Below are 18,315 nucleotides of genomic sequence, written 5' to 3'. Positions count from 1 at the left end.
CGCGGTCAGGCACTGACGGGGCTTCGCGACTCCGGCGGTGGGGCAATCTCCACGTCGCGCTCCTCACCAATCATCGCCATGAATGTGTCGAACAGATACTGGCTGTCGTGCGGCCCGGGCGACGCTTCCGGGTGATACTGCAGCGACAGACCGGCGAACGTTTTGAACCGCATTCCCTCCACGGTGTCATCGTTCAGGTTGACGTGCGTGATCCGCGCTTTCGAGGAATCGATACTCTCCGGGTCGACGGCGAACCCATGATTCTGCGTCGTCACCTCCACCCGGCCGGTGTCGAGGTTCTGGACCGGGTGGTTGGCCCCTCGGTGCCCGACGAACATTTTGTAGACGTCGAAGCCCTGCGCAAGCGACAGCAACTGGTGCCCGAGGCAAATTCCGAAGAGCGGGCGGCCGGTCTCGATCAACTGCCCGGTGCGTTCGATGGCTGCGGACATCGCACGCGGATCCCCCGGACCGTTCGACAGAAAGATGCCGTCGGGATCGTAGTCCATGGCATCTTCGACCGACGTACTCCCCGGAACGACGTGAACGGTGCAGCGGCGCTGGCGGAAGGAGCGAAGGATATTGCGCTTCACGCCGTAATCGTACACGACGATCGTCGGCCCGTCTCCCGCGGCAAACGTCATCGGCGCGTCGACGCCGATTTCGGAGGCGAGGTCCAGACCACTCATGCTCGGCCAATCCCTCGCCTTCTGCACGAGGACGTCTTCGTCCATCTCGTCGGAGGAGATGACGGCGTTCATCACCCCGCGGTCGCGAATGTGCCGGACCAGCATCCGCGTGTCGACCCCCGAGATCCCAACGAGCTCGTGCCGTCGCATGTACGCGTCCAGGGTCTCATCCGCCTGCGGGTTGGATGGTCGCCGCGTGAAGTCGCGAACGATGAAGCCGGCAATCATCGGTGAGGCCGCCTCGTCGTGGTCGAAGGTGGCCGCGTAATTCCCGATGTGGGGATACGTCATCATCATGAGCTGCCCGACGTACGACGGGTCCGTCATGATCTCCTGATACCCGGTCATGCTCGTGTTGAAGCACAGCTCGCCGCCGGCAAGTCCCCGGTAGCCGATGGACTCCCCGGAGACAACGGTTCCGTCGGACAGTGCGAGTTTGGCCGGTACGTGCGTGGGCGTATCGTTCGATGTGGTCATAGGTACAACGGGCTTGGAGCGAATCGCAGCGGGAGAACCGGCACCTCTATCCATAAAAATGCCCTCCCACTACCGGAAGCGGGAAGGCGAAATCGGGAGACGGACCGGGCTGAACAACAGTGCCGGTTGGCCAGACGAGGAAAATCGCCGGACCGGCGGGGGCTGAGGGTGGGCCCACCGGAAGGTCGGAGGACAGAACGTCGGGCAACATGCCGGGTGGCATCGGCAGTATGTGACACACGCGAGGGGGGACATCCGTTGTTCTCTTGCAGGGAATGTCCGGAAAACGGAATGGTTTCGTAATCTCTCTGGCTTCATCCCCTTGCGCGGCGGGTTCGCCAAAGGTTCGAACGCCGCCGGGCGGTCGACGGCGAAGAAACTTGAAGCGATGTCGAAGGTGTACGCCGTAGCACCTTGAATCACCCCCGTCTCTCCCCCATGGCGTCTCTGCGCGACCGAAACGACTCCTACAGGCTCCAGATCCTGGCGTCCATGACCGGGGTGCTGGTGCTGATGACCGTCCTGATCTGGTGGTGGCCGATGTCCGCCCGGACGCCGGCGGATCTGCCGTTCCGGGACGACGCCGAGGACTTCGTCCAGATCGAAGAGATTCAACCCACGAGCCACTCGCAGGACCTGAAGCCGCCGCCCCCGGCTCCGTTGCCGCCGGTGGTCGTGCCGCAGGATGTGATCGTCGAGATCGAATTTGACGGATCCAGCAACCTGGCGATCGATGAGCCCGGCGACGACGCCGTCGTTCAGGAGGGAGCCACCGGCCCCACGGCAGCACGCTCCACAGACGTAAGTGCACGGCTCTTCCGGACGGTGCAGCCGGAATACCCGGCGGCGGCTCGGCGCGCCGGCATCCGCGCCCGCGTCGTGGTAGAGGTGGACGTCGACCGGGACGGTCAGGTCACCGGCGCGCAAATCGTCCGGAGCGAACAGGCACGAGGCGAGCGGATGCAGACGGTGTCTTCGCTTGGATACGGCATCGAGGCATCGGCGCTGGCTGCTGCACGGCGATCGGTGTTTCGGCCGGCGGAGAGCAACGGCGAGCCGGTTTCGACCCGCACGACGATCACATTTACGTTCGGCGACGGACAGCCGTAGGATCGCCAGGCACGCGCCGTATCACCGCCTCGAGCGGCCTGCGAAGCCCCGCGCTTCCGTCACTCCTGGACATCTTTCCAGCGGGCTTCCTCCATGTCGTCCCAGTAGCGTACGGAGCTGCGTTCGCTCCCGGTGTATTGCCGGGGCGACGGACCGCGCCAGCCGTGTGATCGATCTTCTTCGACCACAGCCTGCTTTCCGCGCATGATCATCACCAGGTTGCTTGCCGCCTGCATGATGAAGTAAAAAATGACGGCGAAGAAGATGTACTCCATGGAAGCCATCGGAGCCTCGATCTGATTGTTCTACAACGTCCCGATCGTCCCAGAAATCTGAGACGTTGCGTCGGGAGACGACCGGTCGTGCGTCCCGTCGTCATTCAGAACGCTCGACCACCGGATCCACGTAGGTGGTCCCACTCAGGTCGGCGTCTGCGATGTGACGCAGGATCAGGTCCAGATCCCGGTCATTTTCGACAAAGTCAATCTCTGCCGCATTCACGATCAGCAGCGGCGTCTTTCGATACGTCCGGAAGTAATGATCGTATGCTTCGTGCAGACTGCGGATATAATCCGGATCCATCGACCGCTCGTACGCCCGGTCCCGCTTGCGAATGTTGTCCATGAGCCGTTCCGGCGACGACTGCAGGTACACAATCAGATCCGGCGTCGGGATATTCGGCTCCATGATGCTGTAAAGCGTCTCGAACAGCTGCAGTTCGTCCCCCGACAGCGTTTGATGCGCGAAAATCCGATTCTTGTCGAATGCGTAATCACTGATGACAACCCGGTGGAAGAGGTCACGCGCGCCGAGGTCTTTTTGCTGCTGAAATCGGCTGGCGAGAAACGTCAGCTCCGTTTGAAACGCCCATCGCTCTTTGTTTTCGTAAAACCGTTCCAGAAACGGGTTCTCCTCGAACTGCTCCAGAACGATTCGGCCGCTTACTGCCTGGGTCAGAAGCCGGGCGAGCGACGTTTTTCCTGCGCCGATCACACCCTCAATGACGAGATACCCGAGGTCTTCGGGCAGCGATACAGAAGGGGAAGATGATTGGGGCATGCGATCGAGGAAAGCAGCAAGGGGGGAGTGACGGGCGCCAGGGATATTCGCCGGCCCCGGGTCGCGAGGCAATCACGCGAGGCAATCACAGGAGGGCGTCGAGAATGCGGTCGAGCCTTGCCCGATCCGTGCAACGGTCGAGCAACGCCGAGATGGTTGATTCGAACGGTGCGGGAACGACCAGGTTCGGGGCGACGTCTGCCCAGGGCTGAAGCACGAATCGACGCTCACCGATCCGTGGGTGAGGAAGGGTTAGCGCTGACTCTCGCACGACCGCCCGCCCGACGACGAGGAGATCGATGTCGATCGGCCGGGGGGCCCACCGCCGTGACGACAGGTCGCGACCGGCCTCTCGTTCGATTCGCTTCGCAAGAGCCAGGAGGTCCGCCGGGGACCGATCCGTCTCCACCTCGACCACAGCGTTGAAGTAGTCCGGCTGCGATTCCTCGGGGTCCATCGTATGAGCCTCCGTACGGTATACGGGCGATAGCCTACGCATCTTCACATCCGCCGCGTCGAGACGGTCCACTGCGAAGCGAAGATGCTGCAGCCGGTCTCCTTCGTTCGATCCGAGCGACAGAAAGGCCGTCGTCATGCCCCGGTGCGGTCGTTCGAGAAAGACGCCTCAGCGCCCAGCGAATTGCCGTCCATACGAGCCGTGAAGTTAGAGGTTGCGGGATGGAGCGCCGGTCCCACGGTGACACCCGGACACATGTCATCGGGCCGGTGCCGTCGGAAACTTTTCCCGATTCCTTCACCTCCGGTGTGGATACGGTGCGGCGTCCCGGACGAACAAGGAGATACACAGGACACCGAATGTCTCGTTTCCCCCGCACCCGTCCTCGACCCACGATGAACGCGTCCACTCCGTCCACTCGCGCCGCCACCCGGCTCATCGCCCTGCTCCTCTTGAGCATGGCCTTCCTGACCGGATGCAGCGCCCTCTCGTCATCGACCTCTCCCGAGGCGTCCGCGCCGGACATCCCCGGCGTCGCGACCACGCCGCCGGGTTACGCCTTTCCTTCGGGCGACTCGCTGACCGTTGCGACCTGGAACGTGGAAAACTTTGTCGATGAGTACGACAACCCTTACATCGACAATGAGCGGGAAAACGATCCGCCGGACGACATGTACGCCCGGTTCAGACTCTTCATCCGTGGCATCCGAGCGCTGGATGCGGACGTCGTCGTCCTGCAGGAAATCGAGAGCGAGGCCTTTGTGCAGACAATCGCGGAGGAGCATCTAAGCGACATGGGCTACCGGTTCTTCACCGCCACCGAAAGCCCGGACTGGTTCCAGAACGTCGTCCTGATGAGCCGCGTGCCGCTCGGAGTCGTGGAGAGCTACTCGGACGTTGTCACCCCCGTGGAAGGCATCGAGACGGACAACGGCGAGCCAGAGGCCCAATCGCTCACCAACAACCGCATCTGGCGAGCGACGATCCACGCGCGTCCCAATTACAGCTTCCACCTCGTCGGAGCCCACCTGAAGGCCGGCCCCGGCCCCCGAAACGCTGGCTGGCGCATCGGGCAGGTTCGCCTCCTCCATGAACGGTTCAACGACTTGCTGGCGACGGACCCGGACGCCAACATCCTGATCGCCGGCGACCTGAACAGCCTCGCCGACAGCCCGGAGTTGCGCCTGCTACTAAACAACGACGACCGTCCGGCACCCGACTCGCTGCAGGAGGGGACGGACGACTGGACGGCATCGTTCGTGGACCCGCTTCACGGGACGAAGACGTGGACGCACCCGTCGGGCGACCCGGAACGTCAGCTGGATTACATCCTCCTCAACGACCACGCCCTCCCAGAACTCGTCGCCGGCTCGGCGCTCATCCCGCGCCCGCTCTCGGACGCGGACATGGAACGCCTCAGCGATCACCTACCGGTCCGGATTACAATCACGACGACCGAGCAGTAACGGCTCGTCCGGCGGGCGGTGTCAGGTCGGGGCCTCCGCCTCGAAACACTTCTCCCACGCGAACAGGTCTGTCATGCGCTGACGGTCGTACGCCCACCGACGTCCCGTCCACGTGATGCAGACCGAATCCGCGCCGTCGTCGTCCACCTCCATGCGAACGTACTGACCGTCATTCGCGCCACGGAGGGAGAACCGGTTGGGGAACGGTCCGATCGAGAACGGGCCCCCCTTCACCGACCCGCGCCGGTCCAGGGCCGCCGCCTGCACGACCGGAGCGCGAAGACCGTCTCCGGGACCGTATACGTTGTTGGTGCCGTCGTCCAGCGCCAGCATGTGCGCATCGCCGGAGACGATGACGAGGCGCGACGCCACCCCGATCGAGTCGATGTAGGCTGCAAGTTCCTCACGCTCGGTCGTGAACCCGCTCCACCGATCCGGCTCGTCGAGGTCGTTGGCGATCCACGGGACGCTGCTGACCCACACGATCACGGGATAGGCCCGGGCGCGTCGGAGTTCGGCTTTGAACCACCGCTTCTGCTCCTCGCCCATCATAGACTTCTCCGCCGTGTCCGGGAGGTCGTTTCGGCTTCGCGCGGACCGCAGATCTGTCAGGATGTAACGGATGCGCCCCACCGTAAAGGCCTGGTGGATCGGGCCGCCCGCGCCGGCTGGAAGATCGTAGTGCGGGACGAACGCCCGATACGCCGACTGCGCAACGTTCTGCACACGGACGGCGCCGGAACTGTTGTTGGGGCCGAAATCGTGGTCGTCCCAGACGTACGCCAGCGGCACTGAGCGGAAGAGACGCGACTGTTCGGGCGAGGCATGAACGGTCGCGTACGCATCCCGGTATCGCTGCATCTCCGGAACGGCAATGTCGGAATAATGCATGTCTCCGAGATGGAGAAACAGGTCCGGTGACGTCGCGCGGATGCTATCGAAAATCGCATGCCGGGAGCCGGTCGCAGCGCAGCCACCGATGGCAACCTCGTACGACTGCGGGCCGTCTTTGAACGTACGAAACGTACCTCGCGGGCGATTGACGACGGTCTCCCGCTCGACGAGGCGATAGTGGTACCGCGTACCCGGTGTCAGGTCGGTAAGTAAAAATTGCAAAACACCCTCCACCGCTTCCTCTGCGCCTCCTGTAGCATCAGGAAGGTCCGGTGCCACGGTGCGTGCAGTTTCAAATGACGAGGTGGTATCGATCTCCAGCGCAACCCGGCCCGACGATGGCGAGGCCGCCGCCACGACGCGCGCAGAGGTCGGCGTCACGGCTCCGCTCCACATCAACGTCGCCGAGTCCGGGACCGAGATCGGATCCGGCGTCACGGGCGAATCCAGATAGCGGCACCCGGTCAGGACCGAGGCCAGTAGCACGGCGAGAGCGATACAGAGCGGCCCAGATCGCAGGCGATGCTCCGAGAGCGAAAGATCCATGAGCGGTTCGGGAGACACGGGGGGACCGGGGAGAATGCAGAAAAGAAATCAGGTAAATCGTCCCGATGACCGGCTTCGGGAATCATTTTCGCTATACACGATGCGCGCCGGTTTGATCATTCTAACCGTCGCAGTATCGTCAGCCCGAACCGATAACCACCCCATCTATGCCCCTCTCGTCCATGTTTCGCTTCGCCAGACGCACCGCTCTCACGCTGATTCTGGGCATGCTTCTCGTCGCCTGTGACTCCGGAGGAGATTCAGGCGATGGAAACCAGGGACCCCAGTTCCAGGAGTCGTTTACCATGACGATCTCCGGTAACGGCATCAACGAGACGTACGAGGGGATCGCCTACTGGGCGGAAGCGCCCGACAATCAGGGTGATACCGCGTTCGCGATTTCCCTCTCCAGCAACTCATCGACCGATGCAGCCGCCACGGGACTCATCTTCCGCACGGGGCAGCGTCCGGGTACCGGCACATACTCGGTGGCAAATATCGACGACGAGGCGAGTGATCCGCTATCGAATTTCGCCATCTATCTCATCGACGCATCGGCGACGAACTCGTTCACCGGGTATTTCTCCGACGGCGGCGACATCAACATCACCGAGTCGACTGGAAACGTGGTCGCCGGTAACTTCACGATTCCCGGTACGCTGATTCAGTCGTCCCCGAACCAGCAGGACCGCATCGACGTCACGATCGACTGCACGTTCGAGGCCTCGAACAACCCGGGGTTCGTGTCTCTCTAATTCGCGGTCGGCGCTTCGATCCGGTGCGAGAAGAGCGGCCACGCCCCGAGCTTTAGATCACGTAAGAAGCGTTGTAAAAGAACCACGTTTCAATCGAAATCGGGGACTCGCGCGGGGCGTCGGTAGCGCATGGATGCCGACGTCCTACTCGCGTTTGCGACGTGACCAGGTACGTTATGCGTCGCGTCGGCCGCCGGGCCGCTTCCGCGCTGAGATCCTGTGCTGCACCCTGCTGCGACGAACGGCCAACATCGTTCACGATGCGTTCAACATACCGTAAGAATCGCGCAACACCGCATGATCGGGGATTTCCGTTATTTGTTTAAAAAGGAGGGACAGACTATCTTCTCATAGCTTTTTGAATCTGTCGATTCTACCGCGCCGTTTCTCCCTCGTACCGCAGATCTGGAGATTTCCCGTCGCTACATGTCGCACTCTGACAGAGATTTCTATCCGGGACAGTCGCGTCCCTCTTACGACCGCATCGACATCCCGGAGCAAGACGATGAAGTCAAAGACCTCCTCAAACGGTCGATCGAAGCCGCCAACAATTCAATCGTCCTCACCGACCCGCACCAGCCCGACAACCCACTGATTTACATCAACCAGGGGTTTTTGGAATTGACCGGCGATGATGAGGACGAGATTCTGGGGTACAACTGTCGCTTCCTCCAGGTGCGCCCGGACGGAACGCGCGATGACGACCAGCCGGCCGTTCGGACCCTGGCGAATGCGGTACAGAAGGGGGAGCACTGCCGGGCGGTGATCCGGAATTATCGCAAGGACGGCGAAATGTTCTGGAATGAGCTGTATCTGACGCCGGTGTATGACAAAACCGGCACGCTCGTGAACTACGTCGGCGTTCAGAACGACATCACCGAGCGCGTTCGCCTGAATGAAACGCTCGAGCGCCGCGTGCAGGAGCGCACGCAGGCGCTGGAGAAGAAAACGCGCGAACTGGAGCGGCAGCGTGATGCGCTCGAGCGAGCCAAGGATGAAGCGGAGGCGGCGAGCCGGGCCAAGTCCACGTTTCTCGCCAATATGAGCCATGAGATCCGGACGCCGCTCACCGCCATCCTCGGTCTTGCCGACGTCATCCGTGCAAAGAGCCAGGACGGCCACTTCGACGAGCACATCCGGCGAATTAAGTCGGCCGGCAGTCGGCTCATGGACACGCTGTCGTCCCTCCTGACGCTGGCCAAACTGGAAGCGGGCAACATGAAGATGGAGGTGGAGCCCCTGATCGTGACCGATGAAACGCTGGAGGTCGTCGAGCTCTTCCGGGAGCGGGCTGAAGAAAAAGACCTCACGCTCGACTTCAGCGTCGAAGAGGATGCCCGCGACGCGGTCGCAGAGCTGGACGCCGGTGCACTGAACTCGGCGCTCCAGAACCTCATTTCGAATGCCATCAAGTTCACCGAAGAAGGGGAGATCGAAGTCCTCGTACGCCGCCGGAGTCACAGCACGGACGAGCGCATCGAGATCGCGGTCCGCGACACGGGCATCGGCATCAGCCGGGAGTTTCAGCCCCATCTCTTCGAGGATTTCCGGCAGGAGTCGGACGGACTGACTCGCGAGCATGAAGGATCCGGTCTCGGACTTTCTATCACGAAGCAGGTCGTCGAGACGATGGACGGCACCATCGCGGTCGACTCCGACCAGGGGGTCGGCAGCCGGTTCTCGATCACCTTCCCGCTGGCGACGGACTACCACCTGGAAGAGGCGCCGGAGACGGACGAGACCATCGAACCGGACCGTGAGGACGCTCGGGTGCTTCTGGTGGAAGACAACAATAACACCATTTTCCTCGTCCAGGACCTCCTCGGAGACGTCGTCGACCTCGTGATCGTCCGTAGCGCTTCCGATGCCGTCCGGGAGACCCGCGACGCGGATGAGCCGTTCGATCTCTTACTGATCGACATCAATCTGGAGAGTGGCGGGAGCGGCGTCGACGTCCTCGAACGTCTTCGGCACAACGACACATACAGAGACACCCCCATGGTGGCGGTGACGGCGATCGCCATGCCCGGGGATCGGGAAGAACTCCTGGACCGCGGGTTCGATGCCTATCTGGCGAAACCATTCGAAGCCGGCGACCTGGTTGCCATCGTTGATCAGTACCTGTAGCGTTTGCAGTTCAGGGGCTGAAATGCGACGTTGACCGGTACATCGAGCCACGCCCTTGTCAACTCTCGCTTTCAAGCACGCCCGCCCCTATGCCCACGATCCGCGACATCGCACAGCCTCTCGAAGCCTGGGCACCGCCCGGATCGGCTCAAGACTACGACAATGTCGGCCTGCAGGTCGGCGACGCGGGCCGCGAGATTGATCGAGCCCTGATCGCCCTCGACTGCACACCGCAGGTCCTCGATGAGGCCCTGGAGATCGGTGCCCAACTCATCATCTCCCACCACCCGCTGATCTTTCGCCGCCTTTCGTCCGTGACGGCCGACGGGTTCGTATCGAATCTCGCGCTTCGGCTGGCGGAGTCGAAAGTGGCACTCTACAGCATCCACACCAACCTGGATGCGACGCCCGGCGGCGTTTCATTTGCGCTGGCCGAGCAACTCGGCCTGAGCGGCATCGATCTGCTGGACGGGTTCGACGAGTCGATGCTCAAGCTTGTCACCTTTGTGCCCAACGACGAATTCGACGCCGTGCGCTCCGCGCTCGCGGAGGCCGGCGCGGGTCGGATCGGGGACTACGATGCATGCGCCTTCGCGTCGGACGGCACCGGATACTTCAAACCGGGGGACGCCGCCGATCCTCATATCGGCACGGCGGGAGGCGACCTGCAATCCGTGTCGGAACGTCGCATCGAAGCACAGGTCGAGCGCTGGAACCTCCGACGCGTGCTCTCGGCGCTCCATGATGCCCACCCGTACGAGGAGGTCGCGTACGACGTATATCCCCTGCAGGGGAAAACCTCCCAGGCCGGACTGGGCGCGATCGGTACACTCGACGAGCCTCTCCCCATGCCCGATTTCCTTGCGCGGGTCCAATCCCGCCTCGATGCCGGTAGTTTGCGCTGGGCGGGCGACCCGGAGGCCACGGTCAAGCGCGTCGCTGTTTGCGGGGGCGCCGGATCCGACTTCATCCGAACCGCGCGCGGCGCCGGTGCCGACGCCTACGTCACGTCCGACATCACGTACCACCAGTTCTTCGATGTACTGGACAATGACGGGACGCCGCAGATAGCTGTGATCGATGCCGGCCACTACGAAACCGAGTCGATCACGGAACAGCTCCTCCTCGATTACCTGGCCGAACGGTTCCCCGATGTGTCATTCGAGCGGACACGCCATCGCACGAGCCCCATGCGTACCTTCACCGGTGCCGAACCATCCCCGTCCGCCTAAGCGCACCGGCGGCACTTCTCATCGGGCCAAAGACGCGGCACGGTGATGCCGCTTGTTTTTCGGCGTATTTCTGTCTAGACTAACGCAAATGTTCGCGTACTCGTCGAGACACCTGCCTCAGCGTATGCCGACGGCGTCAGCATGCCATCAGATGGTCGGCCCCATGCCGACACCGGCCAGATGACGGGTGGAGGACTCCACACGTTTTCTGTGCAGCTCGTCCACTCGTCCCTCACCGACGGGTGGGCGAGTCTGTTTCTCCCCCGTTCCTATCGTCTCTATGCGGTGCCGGATAACCCGTCGTCACCCGACTCGATCCAACCGCGACGTCCTTTGACCCCGTGCTCACACCCGATCACTCCTCCCCATGCCCGACTCTGCCCCGGCCCGCAACGTGATAGGCACCGTTCTTCAGTCCTGCTCTACCGACCCGATGACCGGCTTTTACCGTGACGGAAGCTGCCACACCGGCCCGGAGGATCGCGGAACACACACCGTGTGCGCTGTCATGACCGAAGCGTTTCTGTCCTTCACCCGGTCGCGCGGGAACGATCTCTCGACGCCTCGACCCGAATATGACTTCCCCGGGCTCCAGGCAGGCGACCGCTGGTGCCTGTGCGCATCGCGCTGGAAGGAAGCGGCAGACGCGGACGTGGCTCCCCCGGTCGTTCTCGAAGCCACTCACGAAAAGACCCTCGAGACTGTGGCGAAGGACCGACTTCTCGAACATGCGGTGACATCGTCCGGCTAAGCTCCCGGCCAGCACAGACGGATCGGCCGGTTGACGGTCGCCCGGCCGTGCGGTATCATTTTGATTGTGCTCGAATCGGCGCAACGCCGTCCACACCCTCTGCCTCCAGCGCCTGGCCGTCCATGACCGTGCTCCGTCCCCGGCAACTTCCGCTTCTCCTGATCGTGATGCTGACATGGGTCGGCTGCCAGCCCTCCAATGAGTCGGACCCCGGTGCGTCCGACTCCGACGTAACAGCTACGGAGGGAGCCGGATCGTCGAACCTCACGAAAAAGTACACGCAGGTGCCGCTGGACACCGATTTGTCGGGACTATCGGAGAATCAGCGGCAGATGATTCCCCTCTTCATCGAGGCGGCCCAGGCGATGGACGAGGTGTTCTGGGAGCAGGCCTACGGCAACAGGGACTCTCTGCTCTCGACGATCGAAGACCCGGCCCTGCGTACCTTCGTGGAGATTAACTACGGCCCGTGGGATCGGCTAAACGGGAACGAACCCTTCATCGACGGGGTCGGCCGAAAGCCGTCTGGCGCCAACTTCTATCCGAGCGACGCCGATCGCGACGAGCTGCAGGCGGCCGCAGACCAGGACGCCGAGATCCTGAACCCCTACACCATGATCCGCCGGACGCCGGTCGGGGCGCTCACCGCCATTCCCTACCACCAGTTTTTCTCCGCCGAGATGGAGCAGGCTGCCATGCGCCTGCGCGAAGCGGCCGACCTCGCTGAGAATGACGGATTCCGCCGTTACCTCCGCCTGCGCGCCGACGCACTGACAACCGGCGCATACCGCGAAAGCGACATGGCGTGGATGGACATGAAGACGAATGAACTCGACCTCGTCATCGGGCCGATCGAGACGTACGAGGATCAGCTCTTCGGGGCCAAAACGGCCGCCGAGACGTTCGTCCTTGCGAAGGACCTGGAATGGAGCCAGCGCCTGGATCGCTACGCTCAGCTGCTTCCGATGCTACAGCGCGATCTGCCGGTCCCGGATGCCTATAAGAAGGACACGCCCGGACGCGACTCCGATCTCGGCGCGTACGATGTCCTCTACGTCTCCGGGGACGCGAATGCCGGTGCCAAGACGATCGCGATCAACCTTCCCAACGACGAGCAGGTTCAGCAGCAGAAGGGATCCCGACGCCTCCAGCTTAAGAACGCGATGCGGGCAAAGTACGACGCTATCCTCGTCCCGATCAGCGAGCAGCTCATCACGGAAGAGCAGCGCAAGCACATCTCGTTCGACGCCTTTTTCAGCAATACGATGTTTCACGAGGTTGCGCACGGCCTCGGCGTGAAGACGGTTGTCAACGCCCCGGATCGCACGGTCCGCGAAGCGCTGAAGGATCAGGCCTCGCCGCTCGAGGAGGGCAAGGCTGACGTGCTGGGCCTGTACATGGTTCGGAAGCTAAAGGAGGAAGGCGAACTCGAAACCGACCTGATGGACAATTACGTGACGTTTCTCGCCGGGATTTTCCGGTCCATCCGGTTCGGCACGTCGAGCGCACATGGGACAGCGAACCTGGTCCGCTTCAACTACTTCCGCGAGAAAGGCGCCTTCACCCGGGATCCGGAGTCAGGTACATACACCGTCCATCGCGACTCGATGGAAGCGGCCGTGGACGCTCTTTCCGAGAAGATCCTGCGCCTGCAGGGCGACGGCGATTACGACGCTGTGGCCGCCTTCACACAGCAGTACGGAGAGCGACCTTCGTCCCTGAACGAAGACCTGAAGCGGGTGGAGGACGCCGGTATTCCGACCGACATCACCTACGAACAGGGTCTCGACGTTCTTGAAGGCGTTCCTGCGTCCGCCACAGCGGCCCGCTAATCTCTCGAATGCCCTTGGGAGGCTGGCGTAGAACCTGTGCACACAGATGCGGACGGACAGACAACCGCCATTGCTCTTTCTGAATCGGAGCGCGCCGAACCGAACCCGCCGGCGTACCACACGGTCACAGCACGTGTACGGACCGTCGTACTGTTCTGCGGTGTCGGCTCCTGGTTCGTTTTCAGCAGGATAAGGACATAGCCCATCGTTCAACGACCGCAGGAGCCGGCCTCCGACGTTTGATTCCTGCGCACGGTAACGGGGCCCTCCGCACCCCGGAAGCGACGTCGCCGTTGCGTTCCTGTGCCTACCCCTCCACGGAGGCGGCGTCCTCATCCTCGTACATCACATCCTGGAGCGTAGCCTGCAGCTTCTCTGCCGTGAACGGCTTCGCGAGAAACGTCTGCGCGCCGGCCTGCACCGCATCGTCGGTTCGCCCGTCGGCCATCCCGCTGGCGGCGATGATCGGCACATTGGGGAATTGCGGTCGCAACCGGCGGATCAGATCGAATCCGTTCATTTCCGGCATGCGAAGGTCTGTGATGATGGCCTCGACCTGGTCGCCGTTGCGCTCCATCACGTCAATGGCCTTATCCCCTCCCTGCGCCGTGATGACGCGGTAGCCGGCGTCTTCCAGGGTCTGCCGTGCGGTATCGAGGATGAACTCCTCGTCGTCGACCACCAGGATCAATTCCCCGTTGCCATCCCGTAACTCTCCGGACGCAGTCGGCCCCCGTCGTTCATCCGACGAGGTCGCCACTGGGACGTAGACTCGGAACGTGGTGCCTTCGCCGGTCTCGCTCTCAACGTCGACGAAGCCGTTGTGGCTCTTCACAATGCTGTAGGCGGTGGACAGGCCGAGGCCGGTTCCTTCCCCTTCGGCTTTTGTGGAAAAGAAGGGCTCAAAGATCTTGTCGATCGCCTCGTCCGGGATGCCGGATCCGGTGTCTGAGACCCGCAGGCAGACGTAGGAGCCGGCTTCTGCATCCATTTTGCGATGGGCTTCGGCCTCTGAAACGTCGGCTTCCGACGCACTGATCTCGATCACGCCACCATCCGGCATCGCGTCGCGAGCGTTTACGCACAGGTTCATCAGCACCTGTTGCATCTGCGTAGCATCGCCGACGATGTCGTGGAGGTCGTCCGGTACGTCGACGCGCACGTCAATGTTGTCCGGAAAGGTTTCCGTCGTGATCTTGGCCACTTCCTCGATGATCGTCGCGGCCTGCAGGGCGACGCGTTCCCCTTCCACCCCACGGGCAAAGGCCAGCACCTGTTCGACCATGTTGGAGCCGCGCTCGGCGCTCTTTTCGATCATCTCCAGCGTCTTCAGCACCTTCTCATCCTCCGATTCCCGGCGCTTGAGCACCTTGACGCCAAGCAGGATCGGGACGAGAAGATTGCCCAGGTCGTGTGCGATGCCGCCGACCAGACGGCCGATGCTTTCCATCCGCTGAGAGCGTAGAAACTGGGACTCCAGCCGCTTCCGCTCCGTGATATCGGTGTTGATCACAAGAATGGACGTTGGCTGCCCGCCACTGTCACGAACGAGCGTCCATCGGCTCTCGACCACCAGGTCCTCGCCCTCCTTCGACTGCTGCCGGAGTTCTCCGGTCCATTCGCCCGCCTCGCGGACGGTCTCGTGGCACTCCTCAAGCTTGTCGGCCTCGGATTCGTCGTAAAGGCGTTCCTGGGCCCGTGCGCCGAGCATCTCGTCCGCCGTCCAGCCGGTCAGACGTTCGGCGCTTTTATTCCAGTAGACGACGCGTCCGTCCATGTCGAACGCGATAATGGCGTCGCGCGCCTTATCCAGGAGCTGGGCCTGTTCGCGGATGCGCTGATCCGCCTCCTTGCGCTCCACGGCGTAGCGAATCGATCGCTCCAGCAGGGGCGCATCGATGCGCTCTTTCGACAGGTAGTCTGCCGCGCCGGCCGCCATGGCGTTCAGGTCGACCTCGAGGTCGCCCTGGCCGGTGAGCAGGATGATCGGCGTTTCGACGCCGCCCCGCTCGTTCACCTCCTGCAGGAGGTCCAGACCGGTGCGTGCGCCGAGGCGGTAGTCGACCAGACACGCGTCGTACCGGCTCGAAAGGATCGACTCCAGTCCCTCATCGAAGCTCCGCGCCCAGTCAAGGTTGCAGTCGATGCTTTCTGCCTTCGACAGCAGCGCGCGCGTAATCAGGTAATCATCTTCGTCGTCTTCAATGAGGAGGACGTCGAGGACCTCGCTCTCAGCAATCATGCGTCGGCTTGGCGCTCATTCGGCAGCTTTACGATTTCGAACCAGAAGTCTCCAAGGGCCTGGAGCGCACTGGCAAGGTCGTCGAAGGTGACGGGTTTTGTGACAAACGCGTTCACCCCGAGGTCATAGCTCTGCAGGATGTCCTGTTCGGCCTCCGACGTCGTCAACACGATGACGGGGATGCGTCGAAGTTCCGAGTCGGATTTGATCTTCTTCAGGGCCTCCCGACCGTCCATCCGTGGCATGTTGAGGTCGAGCAAAATGAGCCCCGGACGGGGAGCGGACGACGGGTCGGCATATTCGCCTTCACGGCGAAGATATTGCATCAGTTCCTCTCCGTCCTCGACCGCGTTTACCGTGTTGGCGAGACGACTCTTTTCGAGAGCGCGGCGCGTAAGAAGGCGGTCATCCGGGTCGTCTTCCGCAAGCAGTATGTGGATTGTGCTGGAGTTGCTACTCATCCAGAGTCGTCGGGGTGGTTGCATGATCCTGTACGGATGGCTCGTTTGGCACGTCGCCGTCGCGGCGGTCAACGGGCAGCTGGACCGTGAAAGTAGTGCCCTCACCAGGCGTGCTCACGACACGAATGTCGCCCCCATGTCGCTCTACGATCCGGCGGCAGATCGCGAGACCCATGCCGGTACCGGAATACTCTGACCGGCCATGAAGGCGCTTGAAAGGTGTGAAGATACGATCGGCATACTTTTGTTCAAAGCCGATGCCGTTATCGGCCACGACGATGCGGCAAAACGCTGACGCATCCCCGTCGTGCGCCGGAAGATCCTCGTCGGATGCGTCGACGATCTCCGCGCGAATCTTGACGACCGGCGGTTCGTCCGGGCGATGAAATTTGAGCGCGTTACCGATCAGATTCTGCAAAAGCTGCCGGATCTGGGTGGAATCGGCATCGATCGTCGGAAGCTCACCTACGTCCACCGTGCCGTCAACATCCTGAATCTGCATCTCGAGGTCGGTCAGGACGTTGTCGACGACGGCCCGAAGGTCGACCGGTTTGAAGGGACGGGCCCGGGTCGTGACGCGGGAATAGACGAGCAGGTCGCTGATGAGCTGCGACATTCGTCGCGCTGCGTCTTGCATCCGCTCGAGGTAGTGCTTACCGGTCTCGTCGACCTGGTCTCCGTAGTCTTCGAGCACGAGGTTCGAGAACGCTCCGATCTTTCGGAGCGGCTCCTGCAGGTCGTGCGAAGCGATATAGGCAAAATCACGAAGCGCCCGGTTGCGTTGCTCCAGCTTCGCGTTCGTCGCCGCCATTGCCTGTGCGGCTCGCTTCCGCTCGGAGATGTCGCGAAACGTCACCGCGAAGCCTTCCTCAATCCGAACCGCGACGATCTGAAGCCACCGCTCGAACGCGTCGGTCGTGTAGTGCAATTCCGTTTCAAACGGTTCGCCGGTCGTGACAACGTCGACGTAGGCGTCGAAGAGGCCGTTTTCCTCATGTGCCGGCATCTCTTCGAGCATCCGGGTGCCGACCAGGTCCTCTGAGGACCGGTTCACCATTTTCTCCGCCTGTGGATTCACGAGGAGGCATTCGAAGTCCTCGATGTCCCCGTCATCGTCGCGGATGGCAGAGAACACCATGATCCCGTCGAGGGAGCTGCTGAGGACGCTGGACAGAAGGTCCCGAGAGGTCTGCAGCGCTTCGTCTTTGAGCTGCTCGTCCGTAATGTCGTCGAAGCAGGTGAGCACCCCATACGGCTCGATCGCTCCCTCCTCGAAGAGCGGTTGTGCGTTCACGCGAATCCACCGCGGCGGACCGCCGGGCGGGTAGAGGCCCATCACTTCATCATGGATCGCCTCGCGCTCGACCACCGCCTGCCAGAACGGAAACTCGGCGTTGGGGAGCGGCGTGCCGTCCTGCTTGAGCCCGCTCCATTTCTCGTCCGCAAATCGCGAGCCGATGATGTCCGACGCGTTTCGACCCAGTATTTTCTCTGCGGCCGAATTGCAGTCGCGAAAGACGCCTTTCTCATCCATCAGAAGAACGCCCTCACTGATCGTGTCAATGAGCGTGTCGAAGCGATCCTCCACCTGCCGCCGCATCAGGGTGGCCTGATGCGCGTCCGAGCGGTCTACGAAGTGAAGCATGACGCCTCGTTCCGACGTCCCACCGTCCCGGTCGCCCTGCCACGGACGCGCGCTGAAGTCTACGTAGTAAACGGCGCCGTCGGGCATGCGCAGGGGCACCTCGTACCCGCGCGATTCGCGGCCTTTTTCTATGCACGTCTCCACCACCTCCTTCCACGTCCCGTCCGCATCATGCCGCGCGTAAAAGGACGAGGACACCGTTAGATCATTCGGGGTGGCCTTGCTCTTCGATACGCCGGAGAGGTCTTCCGGCATCTCATCCAGGTCCGCTTCCGAGCCAAACGCAAAGGCCCACGACTCCGTCTCGGCGAGGATCTCACCGGCGGCATCGACCAGAACGACGAGGCCGGGCATGGACGTCACGAGACGAGCCAGGGACTCAGCGTTTTGCGCAGCGATCCAGTCGTCCGCACCGACATCACGGTCGGAGCGGGTAGAGGGCGACGACGAAAGGGAAGTCATAACGCGGGGGAAGATGGTCGCCGGCAGAGATCGACGAAACGCCGGTACACGGCAGGGTGGTTCGGACGATTGGTCGGGGCGGATACGATCTGACTGCATCCTTTAAGGTA

General features: G+C 62.4%; 15 protein-coding genes. 7 read left to right on the top strand and 8 right to left on the bottom strand.

All coding sequences use genetic code 11. The annotated features are described in order from the left end of the window. Positions 1-5: 5 nt before the first annotated feature. Positions 6-1,166: a glutamine-hydrolyzing carbamoyl-phosphate synthase small subunit gene (gene carA / locus ACFCU0_RS00610; protein ID WP_434971713.1), complete on the bottom strand. Its 1,161-nt coding sequence runs from the start codon at positions 1,164-1,166 to the stop codon at positions 6-8. 438 nt (positions 1,167-1,604) lie between these two features. Between carA and ACFCU0_RS00605 the strand changes: the two genes are divergently transcribed. Beyond that, positions 1,605-2,276, top strand: a complete 672-nt coding sequence (locus tag ACFCU0_RS00605; RefSeq protein ID WP_434971712.1) for a TonB family protein — start codon at positions 1,605-1,607, stop codon at positions 2,274-2,276. Positions 2,277-2,335: 59 nt separating this feature from the next. Here ACFCU0_RS00605 and ACFCU0_RS00600 read toward each other — a convergent pair whose 3' ends face one another. From ACFCU0_RS00600 to folK, 3 genes are all read right to left on the bottom strand, one after another. Further along, entirely contained in the window at positions 2,336-2,560 is a 225-nt protein-coding gene (locus tag ACFCU0_RS00600; RefSeq protein WP_434971711.1) for a hypothetical protein, read from the bottom strand. Positions 2,561-2,651: 91 nt separating this feature from the next. Next, positions 2,652-3,335, bottom strand: a complete 684-nt coding sequence (locus ACFCU0_RS00595) for a deoxynucleoside kinase (protein ID WP_434971710.1) — start codon at positions 3,333-3,335, stop codon at positions 2,652-2,654. 85 nt (positions 3,336-3,420) lie between these two features. Continuing rightward, complete coding sequence (gene folK, locus ACFCU0_RS00590) at positions 3,421-3,930, bottom strand: 2-amino-4-hydroxy-6-hydroxymethyldihydropteridine diphosphokinase (protein ID WP_434971709.1); 510 nt, start codon at positions 3,928-3,930, stop codon at positions 3,421-3,423. A 257-nt stretch (positions 3,931-4,187) separates the two neighbouring features. Between folK and ACFCU0_RS00585 the strand changes: the two genes are divergently transcribed. Next, entirely contained in the window at positions 4,188-5,258 is a 1,071-nt protein-coding gene (locus tag ACFCU0_RS00585; RefSeq protein WP_434971708.1) for an endonuclease/exonuclease/phosphatase family protein, read from the top strand. 21 nt (positions 5,259-5,279) lie between these two features. On the opposite strand, the gene ACFCU0_RS00580 is transcribed toward ACFCU0_RS00585, so the two are convergent. Then, entirely contained in the window at positions 5,280-6,698 is a 1,419-nt protein-coding gene (locus tag ACFCU0_RS00580) for an alkaline phosphatase D family protein (protein ID WP_434971707.1), read from the bottom strand. Positions 6,699-6,865: 167 nt separating this feature from the next. Between ACFCU0_RS00580 and ACFCU0_RS00575 the strand changes: the two genes are divergently transcribed. From ACFCU0_RS00575 to ACFCU0_RS00555, 5 genes are all read left to right on the top strand, one after another. After that, a complete protein-coding gene (locus tag ACFCU0_RS00575) occupies positions 6,866-7,453 on the top strand; it encodes a hypothetical protein (protein ID WP_434971706.1) in 588 nt (195 codons plus the stop codon). Positions 7,454-7,879: 426 nt separating this feature from the next. Next, positions 7,880-9,580: an ATP-binding protein gene (locus tag ACFCU0_RS00570; protein ID WP_434971705.1), complete on the top strand. Its 1,701-nt coding sequence runs from the start codon at positions 7,880-7,882 to the stop codon at positions 9,578-9,580. An 89-nt stretch (positions 9,581-9,669) separates the two neighbouring features. Next, positions 9,670-10,812, top strand: coding sequence for a Nif3-like dinuclear metal center hexameric protein (locus ACFCU0_RS00565; RefSeq protein ID WP_434971704.1), 1,143 nt, complete (start codon positions 9,670-9,672; stop codon positions 10,810-10,812). Between the two features lie 367 nt (positions 10,813-11,179). Continuing rightward, the gene (locus ACFCU0_RS00560) at positions 11,180-11,563 is read left to right on the top strand and encodes a DUF2237 family protein (RefSeq protein WP_434971703.1); all 384 of its coding nucleotides are present in this window, start codon (positions 11,180-11,182) and stop codon (positions 11,561-11,563) included. 122 nt (positions 11,564-11,685) lie between these two features. Further along, the gene (locus ACFCU0_RS00555) at positions 11,686-13,395 is read left to right on the top strand and encodes a dipeptidyl-peptidase 3 family protein (protein WP_434971702.1); all 1,710 of its coding nucleotides are present in this window, start codon (positions 11,686-11,688) and stop codon (positions 13,393-13,395) included. A gap of 307 nt (positions 13,396-13,702) precedes the next feature. On the opposite strand, the gene ACFCU0_RS00550 is transcribed toward ACFCU0_RS00555, so the two are convergent. Genes ACFCU0_RS00550 through ACFCU0_RS00540 form a run of 3 tightly spaced genes read right to left on the bottom strand, consistent with a single transcriptional unit; the run spans position 13,703 to position 18,205 of the window. Next, positions 13,703-15,637, bottom strand: coding sequence for a response regulator (locus ACFCU0_RS00550; protein ID WP_434971701.1), 1,935 nt, complete (start codon positions 15,635-15,637; stop codon positions 13,703-13,705). Beyond that, a complete protein-coding gene (locus ACFCU0_RS00545) occupies positions 15,634-16,098 on the bottom strand; it encodes a response regulator (RefSeq protein ID WP_434971700.1) in 465 nt (154 codons plus the stop codon). The genes ACFCU0_RS00550 and ACFCU0_RS00545 overlap by 4 nt, the downstream gene beginning before the upstream one ends. Further along, a complete protein-coding gene (locus ACFCU0_RS00540) occupies positions 16,091-18,205 on the bottom strand; it encodes a PAS domain-containing sensor histidine kinase (protein ID WP_434971699.1) in 2,115 nt (704 codons plus the stop codon). The genes ACFCU0_RS00545 and ACFCU0_RS00540 overlap by 8 nt, the downstream gene beginning before the upstream one ends. Between the last annotated feature and the right edge of the window lie 110 nt (positions 18,206-18,315).

This window comes from Longibacter sp., assembly GCF_051155795.1.
In the GTDB taxonomy this organism is placed as follows: Bacteria; Bacteroidota; Rhodothermia; order Rhodothermales; family Salinibacteraceae; genus Longibacter.
This window is presented reverse-complemented; position numbering and strand designations above follow the sequence as displayed.

What these genes read in the sequence shown, in the direction of transcription:
- carA (WP_434971713.1), bottom strand. Translation starts at nt 1,166, where the DNA reads ATGACCACATCGAACGATACGCCCACGCACGTACCGGCCAAACTCGCA.
- ACFCU0_RS00605 (WP_434971712.1), top strand. Translation starts at nt 1,605, where the DNA reads ATGGCGTCTCTGCGCGACCGAAACGACTCCTACAGGCTCCAGATCCTG.
- ACFCU0_RS00600 (WP_434971711.1), bottom strand. Translation starts at nt 2,560, where the DNA reads ATGGCTTCCATGGAGTACATCTTCTTCGCCGTCATTTTTTACTTCATC.
- ACFCU0_RS00595 (WP_434971710.1), bottom strand. Translation starts at nt 3,335, where the DNA reads ATGCCCCAATCATCTTCCCCTTCTGTATCGCTGCCCGAAGACCTCGGG.
- folK (WP_434971709.1), bottom strand. Translation starts at nt 3,930, where the DNA reads ATGACGACGGCCTTTCTGTCGCTCGGATCGAACGAAGGAGACCGGCTG.
- ACFCU0_RS00585 (WP_434971708.1), top strand. Translation starts at nt 4,188, where the DNA reads ATGAACGCGTCCACTCCGTCCACTCGCGCCGCCACCCGGCTCATCGCC.
- ACFCU0_RS00580 (WP_434971707.1), bottom strand. Translation starts at nt 6,698, where the DNA reads ATGGATCTTTCGCTCTCGGAGCATCGCCTGCGATCTGGGCCGCTCTGT.
- ACFCU0_RS00575 (WP_434971706.1), top strand. Translation starts at nt 6,866, where the DNA reads ATGCCCCTCTCGTCCATGTTTCGCTTCGCCAGACGCACCGCTCTCACG.
- ACFCU0_RS00570 (WP_434971705.1), top strand. Translation starts at nt 7,880, where the DNA reads ATGTCGCACTCTGACAGAGATTTCTATCCGGGACAGTCGCGTCCCTCT.
- ACFCU0_RS00565 (WP_434971704.1), top strand. Translation starts at nt 9,670, where the DNA reads ATGCCCACGATCCGCGACATCGCACAGCCTCTCGAAGCCTGGGCACCG.
- ACFCU0_RS00560 (WP_434971703.1), top strand. Translation starts at nt 11,180, where the DNA reads ATGCCCGACTCTGCCCCGGCCCGCAACGTGATAGGCACCGTTCTTCAG.
- ACFCU0_RS00555 (WP_434971702.1), top strand. Translation starts at nt 11,686, where the DNA reads ATGACCGTGCTCCGTCCCCGGCAACTTCCGCTTCTCCTGATCGTGATG.
- ACFCU0_RS00550 (WP_434971701.1), bottom strand. Translation starts at nt 15,637, where the DNA reads ATGATTGCTGAGAGCGAGGTCCTCGACGTCCTCCTCATTGAAGACGAC.
- ACFCU0_RS00545 (WP_434971700.1), bottom strand. Translation starts at nt 16,098, where the DNA reads ATGAGTAGCAACTCCAGCACAATCCACATACTGCTTGCGGAAGACGAC.
- ACFCU0_RS00540 (WP_434971699.1), bottom strand. Translation starts at nt 18,205, where the DNA reads ATGACTTCCCTTTCGTCGTCGCCCTCTACCCGCTCCGACCGTGATGTC.